We start from the raw sequence: 13090 nt of genomic DNA, 5'->3' as shown, positions 1-13090 counted from the left end.
GCATATGCCGGGAGCCTTGCGGTCCGTGACGTGTTCACCCTCCGCGGAATCGCCCGGTCCGGGTAAGCTGCCGCCCGTCGACCGCGGGGGCCGCGCGGGCCGCCCCGGGCCTGGGTGAAGGGTTTGAACCCGGGACGATCTGCGAAGATACCTCGCAGCCGGCAACGGAAAATCCCGTTGCCAACCTACCCCCCGCACCGGATGCTGACCTCATGTTCGACCCCGACATAGCGCCCAGCGGTACCCTTCTCGGCCTCCTCCAGCGAGGACGCGGAGACGGGACCCTGCATGCCCTCGCGGCGCAGCGAGCCGACGCGCTCGCCGCGCTGGAGCAGTGCGTCCTGCGCGACCCCCGCCACGACTGGCGCGTGGAGTCGCGCTCCCTTTATTACGCGCGCCTGTACTCCGAGCTCGAGGGTCCGCTCGACGGCATCGAACAGCATCTTTTCGCCCCGGAAGACCTCGTCGGGGCCGACGGGACCGACGCGACCGTCGGGACCGGCACTCCCGACGAGCACCGCTGCGGCCTCGCCCTGTCCGTGCTCGGCCACCTCGCCGGCTACGGCCGCCGCGACGCCGTGCTGCTGCTCCGCCGCTACGCCGCCTCCGGCGGCAACTGGGAATGGGCCCTGGACGAGCTCGCGGTGCGTGACGACGACGAGGCGCTGCGGGCGCTCGGCCCCGCCGTCCTCGCCCGCTTCCCGCGCACCCCCGAGGGGGACGCGCGACTGGCCGCCGCGCTGCGCGAGGCGTACGAGCCGCGGCCGTGGCGGCTGTGGGCCGAGGACGCGGACCCCGAGGTCTCGGAACGCGTGCGCAAGGCCTCGGAGCAGACCGCCTTCGACCGATGGCAGCGCCAGCTGCGGCCGGCCGGCCCCACCCCGGGGTGGAGCGTGCGCGCCGTGCTCGACTGGGCCGAGGAGGGCCTGGCCGAGAACCCGCCGCAACACCGCGACGCGCCCGCCGCCCGCTGTCTCGCCGCCGTCGCGGGACCCGAGGACCGCGACGAACTCCTCGAAGCCGCCCGCAGCGGTCCCGACGCGGCCCGCGCCGCCGCCCTCAGGCATCTCGCCGACCGCCAGGACCGCGCCGCTCTCGATCTCGTCGAGGCGGCCGCCGCCGGACCCTCCGAGATCGTCGCCCGCGCCGCGCTCGAGTCGTTCGCCCGCATGCGCAGCGTCGCCGCCGTCACCCGCGCCCGCGCCTGGTCCGCCCGTGAGGACGCGCTCGGTGCCGCCGCCGCCCGGATGCTCGCCTGCCGCGGCGGCGCGGAGGACGCCGACCGCGTCCTCGGCGCTCTGCGCCGCCTCGTCCAGCACGAGGGGGCCGACGCCGACGGACTGGCCGAACTCGTCGAGGGCACCGGCCGCTTGAGGATCGACTGCGCCGCCCCCGTACTGCGCCACATCTACCGCGAGACCTCCTCCTCCCAGCTGCGCGGCGTCGCCGCCCACGCCCTCGCGTCCACCGACCCCTGCTTCGGCGCCGGCCTGGCCGTCGAGTGCCTCTGGGACTGCGAGGAGACCACCCGCGAACTCGCCGCGCGTGCGGCCACCACCGCGGACGTCCGCGTGCTCGCCCAGCTCCGCCGGCTCGCCGCCGACCCGGCGGAGGAGGCGGAGGTCCAGACCGCCGTCCGCGGCCGCCTCAGCTCGGGCGAACCCGCCCGCTGACAGGCTCCCTGGGGCGCGGCCCCGGGGGTGAGCGCCGTCCTTCGTCGCGGACGGCCCGGCGACCGGCTGCGAGCAGTCCGCCCGCGAACTCGCCGCGCGTGCGGCTCGCCCAGCTCCGCCGGCTCGCCGCCGACCCGGCGGAGGAGGCGGAGGTCCGGACGGCCGTCGCCTTGTCGCGGACGGCCCGGCAACGGACGTGGCATGCACCGGTTTTCGGACACATTCGCGAGGTGCGGGAACTCGCCGGGAACCGGCGGCGTTCTCCCAGCACGGACGGCACTCGCACCGCCGCATGACAGCCGCAGGACGGCACCTTTCGGGGCAGTCGATCAATTGGGCCCGGTTCGCCCGGGGACCGGCGCTTCGGGCGGAAGGCCCAGTGAGGGGCCAACGCTCACGGCCCGTTCCCCAAGGTGAAAGATCCACGTGGCCGGGAACACGCCCAGAGAGCCGACAACGTCCGTATGCGAGTAGCCATCGTCACCGAGTCCTTCCCTCCCGACGTCAACGGAGTGGCCCACTGCGCCCTGCGTACGGCCGAGCACCTGGTCCGCAAGGGCCATGAACCGCTGGTGATCGCGCCAGCAGGACCGCACGACGTACCACCCGGGGACGACCCGTGTCCCGTCGTCCGGGTGCCGTCGCTGCCGCTGCCCGGCTACCCGCAGGTCCGGGTGGCGCTGCCGAGCCGCCGGACCGCCGCGGCGATCGCCGCGCACCGCGCGGAACTGGTCCACCTGGCCAGCCCGTTCATCCTGGGCGTGCGCGGCATGGCCGCCGCCACCCGGCAGCACCTCCCGGCCGTGGCGGTCTACCAGACGGACCTGGCGGGCTACGCGCGCACGTACCTGAGCCTCGGCGAGAGCACCGCGTGGCGCCGCATCCGCGCCGTGCACTCCGCCGCGGACCGCACGCTGGCGCCGTCGAGCGCGTCGCTGCGCGACCTGGAGGAGCACGGGGTGCCGCGGGTCCACCTGTGGCCGCGCGGTGTGGACTCCTCGCGCTTCGACCCCGGGCACCGCGACGAGGAGCTGCGCCGTGAGCTCGCCCCGAACGGCGAGGTGCTGGTGGGCTACATCGGCCGCCTCGCCCAGGAGAAGCACGTGGAGCTGCTCGCCGGCGCGTGCCGGCTGCCCGGCGTGAAGGTGATCGTCGTCGGCGACGGGCCGAGCGCCCCGAGCCTGCGCGAGGCACTGCCCGGCGCGGTCTTCCTCGGCCGGCGCACCGGCCACGACCTGGCGCGCATCTACGCGTCGCTGGACGTCTTCGCCCACACCGGCCCGTTCGAGACCTTCTGCCAGACGGTGCAGGAGGCCATGGCATCCGGCCTGCCGGTCGTCGCCCCCGCCGTGGGCGGTCCGCTGGACCTGGTGACGCACGGCCGCACGGGCCTGCTCGTGCCGCCCCGCGACATGGACGCGCTCACCGAGGCCGTACGGGCGCTCGCCTCCGCGCCCGCGATGCGCGACCAGTTCGGCGCCGCCGGCCGGGCCGACGTCGCCGCCCGCACCTGGGAGGCCGTCGGAGACCTGCTGCTCGACCACTACGCCCAGGTGATCGACGCCCGTGCGGCGGTGGCCGCGTGAACCGCCCCCTGCGCATCGTCCGGCTGGCCAACTTCGTCACCCCCACCTCGGGCGGCCTGCGCACCGCGCTGCGCCACCTCGGCGAGGGCTACGTCGCCGCCGGCCACGAATCCGTCCTGATCGTCCCCGGGGCCACCGGCTCCGACGAGATGACCTCCCAGGGCCGCGTCATCACCCTCCCCGGCCCGCTCGTCGCCGGCACCGGCGGCTACCGCGTGCTGACCGGACGGCCGCGCCTGGAGCAGCTCCTGGACTCGCTGCGCCCGGACCGCCTGGAGGTCTCCGACCGTACGACGCTGCGCTGGACCGGCGAGTGGGCCCGCCGCCGCCGGGTGCGCGCCGTCATGGTGAGCCACGAGAGCGTCGACGGTGTTCTGCGCACCTGGGGCATGCCCAGCGCCATGGCACAGAACGCCGCCGACCGCATCAACCGGCGCAGCGCGCACCACTACTCGCGCATCGTGTGCACGACGGGCTGGGCCGCCGCCGAGTTCGAGCGGATCGGCGCCCGCAATGTGGTGCGCGCACCGCTCGGCGTCGACCTGGAGAACTGCCACCCCTCGCACCACGACCCGGAGTTGCGGGCCCGGTACGCGGGCGGTGCGGAGATCCTGATGGTGATGTGCTCGCGGCTGTCGCCGGAGAAGCGTCCCGGCCGCGCGCTGGAGGCGCTGGCGTACATGCGCCGCCAGGGCATCGACGCGGTGCTCGTCGTCGCCGGCGAGGGCCCGATGCGGGAACGGCTGGAGGCGCGCGCCCGCGAGGCCCGGCTGCCGGTCTCCTTCCTCGGGCACGTCTCGGGCCGGCACTCGCTGTCCGCGCTCCAGGCCACCGCCGACGTGGTCCTGGCGCCCGGCCCCGTGGAGACCTTCGGGCTGTCCGCCCTGGAGGCCCTGGCCTGCGGCACCCCGGTCGTCGCCAGCGCCCTGTCCGCGCTGCCCGACATCCTCGGCCCGGCCGGTGCCGCCGCCACGGACGACGGCCCCGCCTTCGCCGACGCGGTCAGCCACCTGCTGTCCCGGCCCGAGCACATCCGGCGCGCCGTCGCCCGTGCCCAGGCCGAGCGGTACGGCTGGCCCACTGCGGTCAACGCCTTCCTCGCCGCCCACGACGCCGCTCCGGTGTACAGCCCGGAGGTCGCGACATGACCGCGGCGGGCACCGACACACCGGTCGCCGCCGAGCTGCCCGGACCCGCGGCCCCCGTGGCCGCTGTGGCGTCCGTGACGGCCGCGCCGGTCGCACAGACAGTGCAGGTAGTGCCGGTCGCTCCGGTCGCTCCGGTCGTCCCGGCGGCCCTGCCGGTCACGCCTGCCGTCCCGGCCGACCCCGTCGCGCCGCCCGCGCGGACGTCCGTACCGTCCATGGTGTCGAAGCTCGGCACACGCGAGGTGCGTTTCGTCGCGCTCGGCGACTCCCTCACCGCCGGGCTCGGCGACCCCGTCCCCGGTGGATGGCGCGGCTGGGCCGCGCTGCTGGCCACGAGTCTCGCGGCGGAGCCCTCGGACGTACGGATGATCAACTGCTCGCGCAGCGGCGCCCTCACCAAGGACGTCGCCGAGGAGCAGCTGAAGGAGGCGCTCAGCCACCGTCCGCACATCGCGTCCGTGGTGGTCGGCGCCAACGACACCCTCCGCGGCTCCTTCGACATCGGCACCGTCGCCCGGCGGCTCGACGTGGTCGTGAGCCAACTGCGCGCCCACGGCGCGGTCGTGCTCACCGCCTGCCTGCCCGATCCCGGCCGCATGCTGGGGCTGCCGTGGCCGCTGGCCCGCCCGCTGGGGCGGCGCATGGCCGAACTGAACGCGGTCGTGCACGCCCTGTCGGAGCGGTACGGAGCGGTGCATCTGCACGCCGCCCGCCACTCGTGGGTCGCCGACCGCACGTCGTGGAGCGCGGACAAGCTGCACCCCAGTGAGCTCGGACACCGCCTGCTGGCCCGCGAGTTCCACAAACTGCTGGTCGCGGAGGGACTGCCGGTCGGCGAGCCGCCGTCCACGGTCCCCGGGGGTCCCGGGCCCAGCACCGCGGCGAGCGTGCTGTGGATGGCCACCAAAGGCACGCGCTGGGTGGTGGCCCGCTGCACGGACCTGCTGCCCGACCTCATGCGGCTGGCCGGCCAGGAGGCCCGGCACCGCCTCGCGGGCACCGACGGCCTGCTGGACGTGCGGTCCCGGCACGCCACCGAGCTGGCGCTCGCACGCCTTTCGGGCGTGACGCCGACGACGACGTGACCCGGGACCGCGCCCCCGTCCGGGTGGGCGCGGGCCGGTCCGCGGGCTCCCGCGGCGAGCACGAGAGGCGCGGCCACGGGGAGGGACGGGGGGAGACCACGGGGACGGGGTGAGGAGCACAGGGGACAAGGCGGACGGCAGCGGGACGGACCGGCCGGACCGCGTCGTTTCGGCCGATGTCGGTGGGACCGCCTAGTCTGTCGTCGTGACCACCACCGTTCCGCACCAGTTCAGCGGCGGTGTCCGGCCCGCGCCGGGACCCGCCGCCGACGAGGGCCTGGCCCGTCGGCTCAAGGCCCTGGCCTGCACCGCGCCGCTGCACGATCTCGACGTCCGCAAGGCCAACCTCGCGGGCGAGTACTCGGTGTACGCGATGGCGGAGGTCGCCCTGGCCGCCATCGACCTGGTCACCCTCAACATGGACTTCGACACCGGGGCCGACCACGACCAGATAATCTCCCGGCTGCTGCCCCGCGTCGCCGCCCAGGCACCCGGCCGTTCCGCCGCCGAGCACGAGCGGGTGGCCCGCTGGGTGCTGGAGAACCTGATCAACGTCGGCAGCGTCGACCGCGGTTTCCGTGCCGTTTACGGCACTTTCGCCCCCGACGGGGTCTATGTCCGCAGGGATTACGACTTCAAGCTCGTCGAGGAGGTACCCGGCCGCGACGGCACGGTCTACCTGCGCACCACGGACGAGGCCGTCAACGTCCTTGTCGGCGCCCTCGACACCGACGTCACCAGCGCCCAGATCGCCGCCGAGGTCAAGCTCGAGGTGCTGGTCAACCGCGGCCGCCTCGCCGACGCCCAGCTCGCCGCCGAGCAGGCCCGCTACCGCACGGTGCAGTACGCCGAATCGCTGCGCCGCGCCCTGGACGCCACCCGGCGCAACGTCCGCGCCGTCGACTGGCTGCGCACCGTGCCCGACATGATCGACGAGGCGCTGGCCCACGTCGCCGACCGCTACCGGCACGAGAACGCGATCCTCACCAACATCCGCAAGGCCCGCGACGAGGCCGAGGACCCGGAGAACAAGCGCCGCGCCGCCGAACTCGTCGACATCGTCAAGGACTGCATCCGCCGCCACACCCAGCTCCAGTCACGGCTGCTGGAGGCCGGCCCCATCTTCCGCGCCGAGCAGGACCGCCAGGCCTTCGCCGCCCCGCGCGGCAGCGCCCTCGTCGGAGTGCTCGACCTGTACGGGCAGCTGGTCGCCCCCGTCCTCCCGCTCCCCGTGGAACGGGCGCTGCGCGTCACGGACGCCTGGTTCGCCCGGGGCACCGGCTTCCGCACGGCGTCCTGCGTGCGCGTCACCGACCTCGTGGACGCGCTGCTCACCCCGCCGCTGGAACGTGAGCACCTGGGCGCCGAGATGCCCGAGCCCGACCTCATCGCCACCCCGGACGACAGCCGCTTCAGCGACGAGCAGCTGGAGTCCGCCCTCGATCTGCTCGACCTGCCGCACGACGCCCCGCGCCGGCTGTCCGGCCTGCTGGCCGAGGCCCGCCGCCGCGATCCCGAACTGCCCTATCTGGTCGCCCTGCTGGCCGTGCACGCCGCCAGCCCGCCGGTCGGTACCGCCTACCGCCAGGGCGAGGAGCGCCTGCTGTTCGCCGTCGACGACGGCACGCGGCTGGAGGACCCCGAGTTCGGCGGCGCCGACCTCATCGTCGGCACCGCCCGGCTGGACGCGGCCGGGATGGCGGCGGACCGCTCGGAGGTGGCGTGACGACCGGCATCCCCCCGCGCCGCACCGGCGCCCGAACGACCGCACACCGCACCACCGTCCGTCCCCAGGAGACCACCCCGTGAGCGACCACCGCGAAGGCGAGAGCGCGCCCCAGCCCGCACCCTCCGCCGGCACGGCGGGCGTCACCCCCGCCGACGCCGCGGACGCCGCCCGCCTGGTGGCCTTCGGGCTCCAGCCGAAGCTGCTGCCCGCCCGCGACGCCGAGTACGCCGAGCTGATCCGCCGCTACCGCGAGGACCCTTCCTTCGCCCGGCTCGCCGACGCCGTCGCCACCGGGCTCGGTCTCGTCGTGCTCGAGGTATCGCCCCGCGCGGGCATGGCGATGGCCGCCGGTGAGGACTCGGTCTTCGCCGTCCGCATAGGGGACTACTCGCGCCGCGCCGCGTCCGACGCCGGGGACCGCTTCCTGCACGGCCTGGCCCATCTGGCCACCGCCGCCATGGCGTTCCCCCGTCCGGAGGACCTGGCCGACGACGCCTACATCGGCCGGGTCACCGTCAACGGCATCGACGGCTTCCTGCGCCAGGCCTGCCGCCGGCTGGAGCAGCGCGCCGAGGAGCTCGGCGAGAACACCGACCCGGCCAGCGACGCCCCCGGCCTGGAGGCCGCCTGGCGCGTCTATGTGCGCCGCAGCTCGACCGGCGCGACCAAGGACGCCCGCCGGCTCGCCGGTTCCACGACCGGCATCGTCGGCAAGGCGGTGGCGTTCCTCGTCGACTCCGGCTTCCTGCAGCGCACGGGCGACGAGTCCGGCGGCACCTTCCGCACGACCGCCCGCTACCAGTTGCAGGTCCGCGACATGGCCGGGAGCGCGGCGATGGCGGAGCTCCTGGACCTGGGCATCGTCCCGGTGGCCGACGGCTCCGCCGCGCTGCTGCCGCCCGAGGACGACGAGGACCTGGACCTCGTCGCCGGTGCGGGCCTGCCCTTCCACTCCTGAGCCCCGCCCCCGACCCCGCCCTGTCCCGCACACCGACCCCCGTCGCCCCCGTCCCCGATCCCTGACCACCACCACGAGAGTCCGCCATGTACGAGCTGTCCCGGGTCCGCCTCTACTCGATCGGGCCTGCCGGCGCACGCTACGCCGACACCGTGCTGGATCTGCGCGGCGTGGGCGAGCCCGTGCCCCAGCCCGCCCCCGCCCAGGCGGAGTTCTTCGAGGAGGAGCCGGCCGGGCCGCCTCGCCGACCGGCGCCCGCGGGCGTGCTCTTCCTGGAGAACGGCGGCGGCAAGTCGGTCCTGCTGAAGCTGATCTTCTCGGTCATGCTGCCGGGCCACCGCAACACCCTGGGCGGCGCCAGCTCGGGCGTGCTCCGCAAGTTCCTGCTCGCGGACGACTGCGGGCATGTCGCGCTGGAGTGGCAGCACACCGTCACCGGCGAACTGGTCGTGGTCGGCAAGGTCAGCGAGTGGCGGGGCCGCCAGGTCTCCTCCGACCCGCGGCGGTTCGCCGAGGCCTGGTACTCCTTCCGCCCCGGTCCCGGTCTGAGCCTGGACTCGCTGCCCTTCGCCGAGTCCACCGCGGTGCGGCCGTCCGCCGAGGGCACCTCGGGTGCCCGGGGCCGCCGCCGGACGATGAAGGGCTTCCGCGACGCCCTCACCGACGCCGGCCGCTTCTACCCGCACCTGGACGTGGTGTGGGAGGAGATCCACGACCGCTGGAACGAGCACCTGGGGCTGCTCGGCCTCGACCCGGAACTCTTCCGCTACCAGCGGGAGATGAACGCGGACGAGGGCGAGGCGGCCGGTCTGTTCGCGGTCAAGAAGGACTCCGACTTCACCGATCTGCTGCTGCGGGCCGTCACCGACACCCGCGACACCGACGGGCTCGCCGACCTCGTGCACGGCTTCGCCGGGAAGCTCGGCCGCCGCGCCGAACTCACCGCGGAACGCGACTTCACCGCGGGTTCCCTGGAACTCCTCGGCCGCATCGTGGACGCCGCGGCCGCCCGCGACCGGGCCCGCGCCGTGCACGCCCAGTCCGAGCGCCGTACGCGGAGCCTGGCCCGGCGGCTGTCGGCCCGCGCCCACGAGGAACGCGGCCGGGCCGCCGACCTCGCCCAGGAGACGGCCCAGGCCGCGCACACCGTCACCGACGCCGACGCCGCCCGGGGCCGCGGCTCCCTGATCGCCGCCGAACTCGCCTACCGGCACGCCTCGCTGGCGCTCGCCGTCGGCGAGAAGAGCGCCGCGGCACTGCGCCGTGAACTGGGCGACGCCCGCACGCTCCAGTCCGCCTGGCAGGCCGCCGAGATCGTGCTGCGGCACCGCGCCGCCGCCGACCGCCTCGCACGCGTCACCGCCGCCATCCGCGAGGCCGAACGCGACGCCGCGCCCGCGCTCGCCGCCCGGACCAAGGCCGCGGGCGACCTGGTGCGGGCCCTGCACGCGGCCGCCGACACCGCCGACGAGCGCGCCGACGCGGAGGAGGAGCGGTCCGCGGAGTTGCAGGCGCGCTCCGAGGCGGCGCATCGCGACGCCACCGACGCGGCGACCGCCGCCCAGCGTGCCCGCAGCGAGTCCGGTCACCTGGCGCAGCGCCTCGCCGAGGTGGAGCAGGAGACGACCGAGGCAGTCCGTGCCGGATGGCTCGACGACTCCGCCCCCGACGCCGACCCGGCGCGCGCCGCGCTGGAGGCCTCCGACGCCGAGAAGGCCGCCGCGGGCGCCGCCGAGGCGGCCCGTGAGGCCGCTCGCCGTACCGGGGACCTCGCCCGGGTGGCCGCCGCCGCGGAGTCCCGTGCCGAACTCGCCGCCGCCCGCGCCGCGGACGCCCTCGCGGCCGCCGAGACGGCCCTCGCCGCCGAGACGCGGGTCGCCGACGCCCTGGCCGCCGAGCCGCGTCTCGTGGAACTGCTGAGCCTGCCGCCGGCCGCGGACGGCGGCCGTTCCGCCGGTGAACCGGCCGCCGCGATCCCCTCGCAGGCCACCGGCGCACGCCGCCCCGCCCCGGAGGACTCCGTACCGCGCGACCCCGCGGACGGCCCGCTGAGCGCCGCCGAACTCGACGGCTTCGCCGAGTCGTTGCGGGAGATGCTGGAGGGCGCCGTCGCGTCCGCCGAGCGCCAGCTGTTCGACCTGCGCACCGCCGCCGCCGACGACGCCCGCATCCTGGCCGCCCTCGGCGACGGCGGTCTGCTGCCGCCCAGCGCGGACGTGCTGGCCACCGTCGAGTACCTGGGGGAGCACGGCATCCCCGCCCTCCCGGGCTGGCGCTACCTCGCCCAGGCCGTCGACCCGGTGGACCACGCCGCGGTGCTCGCCGCCCGGCCGGAGCTGGTGGACGGCGTCGTCGTCACGGACCCGGGCACCCACGCACGCGCCCGCGAGGTGCTGGGGCAGGCGGCACTGCTGCCCCGCTCCACGGTGGCGGTCGGCACCTCCGCCGCGCTCCTCGCGCCGCCCGCCCCCGCCGGTCCCGAGCCGGAGGTCTTCCTCGTGCCGCCCAACCCGGCGATGCACGACGAGCTGGCCGCCGACGGCGAGCGCCGGACGCTGCGCGCGCGGGCCGGCGCCCGCGAGGAGGACATCCGGGGCCTGGCCGCCCGGCTGGCCGAGGACCGTACCCTCGCCGCCCGGCTGTCGTCGTGGCGGGACGGCTGCCCGCCGGGCCGACTCGGCGAACTCGCCGAGTCGGTGGAGACCGCCCGGACGACCGCGGGGACCGCCCGCGACGACCTCACCGAGGCCCGCGGCCGGCGCGTGGAGGCCGACGAGGCCGCCGCCGAGGCGACCCGGCTGCGCGACGAGCGGCAGGAGGCGGCCCAGCTGGCCCGCCGCGCGGCCGACGCCCTGGCCGGCCTGGCGTTCCGGCTGCGCGAACGCGCCACCTGGCAGCGCCGGACCCGCGAACTGGCCGAGGACGCCGCCGAGGCGGAGACCCGCGCCGAGGCGTGCCTGCAGCGGGCCCGCGCCGCCGACGAGGACCGCCGCGCCGCCCAGCGCGCCGCGGACGACGCCCGCCGCACCGCCCGCGTCCTGCGCGCCGAGCGCGCCGAGATCACCGGCGCCCCCGACGAGGCGGCCGCGGACGGCGAACGGGACGCCGAGGGCCCGGCCGGGGCGCTGCCCGCGCTGCGCGAGGCGTACCGCGCGGCCTCGCAGCTGTACGAGAAGGTCGGCGTCGGCGCGGACCTGCGCGCGGAGCAGGCACGGGCCGAGAGCAGCGAGCAGTCGGCCCTCACCGAGCTGGAGCGCCTGAGCAACAAGGTCCGCACCCGCGCCGCCCAGTTGCTGGAGGGACCGGACGGCGCCGACGGCCCGTCCCGGCAGGCCGCCGCCGCCCGTGCCGAACAGCTCGTCGGCACCCTGGACTCGCGGGCCGCCACCGCCAGCGAACAACTGGGCCGGCTGCGCGGCGAGGCGGAGCGGCACGCCCCCGCGGACGGCGAGGCGCACACCGGGCTGCCCGGGGAACTGGAGCCCCGCGACGCCGAGCACGCCCAGGAACTGCTGCGCGGCGCCAACGTCGAACTCGCCGCGCGCACCGAGGCGCTGGAGGTGGCCCGTGCCGCCCACGGCGACCTCGTCCGCGCGCACCGCGGCGCCGAGGACGCGGCGAGCGGCTTCGACGAACTGGCCGCGCTCCTGCGCGACCTGCTCCGCGACGGCGACCGCCCGGCGGACGAGGAGGACGACGAGCCCGAGCCGTACTCCGGCTCCCTGGAGGAGGCCAGGACGGCCGCCGCCGAGGCCCGCCGCGGTCTGCGCGGCTGCGCCGCCGACCTGTCCGGCGCCGAGGCGCAGTTGCGCGAGGCGGGCGACGTCCTCGTACGGCACGCCAACGCCGCCCGCTACGAGCAGGTCAGGACCCCCGCCCGGCAGCAGATCCGGGAACTGCCGGCCTCGGCGCTGCCGGAGCACGCGGCGGCGTGGCACACGGCGTTCGAGCCGCGGCTGCGCGTACTGACCGACGAGCTGGAGCAGTTGGAGCGCAACCGCGACAGCATCGTGGACCGGCTGCGGGGCCTTGTGGAGTCCTCGCTGGCGACCCTGCGCTCCGCGCAGCGGCTGTCCCGGCTGCCGGAGGGCCTGGGGGAGTGGTCGGGGCAGGAGTTCCTGCGCATCCGCTTCGAGGACCCGGACCACGCCGTGCTGGGCGAGCGGCTCGGCGCGGTGATCGACGAGGCCACCCGCGCCGCCGTCCGCAAGAACTCCGATCTGCGGCGCGACGGGATGTCCCTGCTGCTGAGCGCGGTCGCCGCGGCGCTGGAGCCCAAAGGCGTGGCCGTGGAGATCCTCAAGCCGGACGCCGTGCTGCGCGCCGAGCGCGTGCCCGTCGGGCAGATGGGCGACGTCTTCTCCGGCGGCCAGCTGCTCACCGCGGCCATCGCGCTCTACTGCACCATGGCGGCCCTGCGGAGCAACGACCGCGGCCGCGACCGGCACCGGCACGCGGGCACGCTCTTCCTGGACAACCCCATCGGCCGCGCCAACGCCACGTACCTGCTGGAGTTGCAGCGCGCCGTCGCCGACGCGCTCGGGGTCCAGCTGATCTACACCACCGGCCTGTTCGACACCACCGCGCTCGCGGAGTTCCCGCTGGTGGTCCGGCTGCGCAATGACGCCGACCTGCGGGCGGGCCTGAAGTACATCAGCGTCGAGGAGCACCTGCGCCCCGGACTGCCGCAGCAGGACCCGGAGTCCGAGCCGGTGCACGGCGAGATCACCGCGACGCGGATGTTCCGCCGCCCCGCGGAGCAGCCCGCCGCGCAGGACGCCGGCTGACCGGGCCGGCGTTCGCCCGGGTCAGGGCTTAGGTGTATTGGCCCGGAGCGTTGTTGACGCGGCTGATCGGGGGCTTGCCTCCGAGTGCGGTGTGGCAGCGATGGTGGTTGTAGGTGTGGAGGAA

7 protein-coding genes are annotated in these 13090 nt (G+C 76.0%); all 7 read left to right on the top strand.

All coding sequences use genetic code 11. The features are described from left to right. The first annotated feature begins 212 nt into the window (after window positions 1-212). On the top strand, window positions 213-1673 hold the full coding sequence (locus tag ACIP64_RS32375; RefSeq protein ID WP_401593726.1) for a HEAT repeat domain-containing protein: 1461 nt from the start codon (window positions 213-215) through the stop codon (window positions 1671-1673). Window positions 1674-2137: 464 nt separating this feature from the next. Then, the gene (locus ACIP64_RS32370; protein ID WP_401593723.1) at window positions 2138-3259 is read left to right on the top strand and encodes a glycosyltransferase family 4 protein; all 1122 of its coding nucleotides are present in this window, start codon (window positions 2138-2140) and stop codon (window positions 3257-3259) included. Continuing rightward, window positions 3256-4407, top strand: coding sequence for a glycosyltransferase (locus tag ACIP64_RS32365; RefSeq protein WP_401593720.1), 1152 nt, complete (start codon window positions 3256-3258; stop codon window positions 4405-4407). The genes ACIP64_RS32370 and ACIP64_RS32365 overlap by 4 nt, the downstream gene beginning before the upstream one ends. Next, entirely contained in the window at window positions 4404-5492 is a 1089-nt protein-coding gene (locus tag ACIP64_RS32360) for an SGNH/GDSL hydrolase family protein (protein ID WP_401593718.1), read from the top strand. The genes ACIP64_RS32365 and ACIP64_RS32360 overlap by 4 nt, the downstream gene beginning before the upstream one ends. A gap of 205 nt (window positions 5493-5697) precedes the next feature. Next, window positions 5698-7218 carry a hypothetical protein gene (locus tag ACIP64_RS32355; protein WP_401593715.1) on the top strand — a complete coding sequence of 507 codons (1521 nt, stop codon included), beginning with the start codon at window positions 5698-5700 and terminating at the stop codon, window positions 7216-7218. Between the two features lie 79 nt (window positions 7219-7297). After that, window positions 7298-8179 carry a hypothetical protein gene (locus ACIP64_RS32350; RefSeq protein ID WP_401593712.1) on the top strand — a complete coding sequence of 294 codons (882 nt, stop codon included), beginning with the start codon at window positions 7298-7300 and terminating at the stop codon, window positions 8177-8179. An 86-nt stretch (window positions 8180-8265) separates the two neighbouring features. Further along, the gene (locus ACIP64_RS32345; RefSeq protein ID WP_401593709.1) at window positions 8266-12966 is read left to right on the top strand and encodes a hypothetical protein; all 4701 of its coding nucleotides are present in this window, start codon (window positions 8266-8268) and stop codon (window positions 12964-12966) included. Window positions 12967-13090: the final 124 nt, after the last annotated feature.

It is taken from the genome of Streptomyces sp. NPDC088733 (genome assembly GCF_044751185.1).
GTDB lineage: Bacteria > Actinomycetota > Actinomycetes > Streptomycetales > Streptomycetaceae > Actinacidiphila.
The sequence above is the reverse complement of the archived record's forward strand: the minus strand, read 5'-3'. Positions and strand labels throughout refer to the sequence as shown.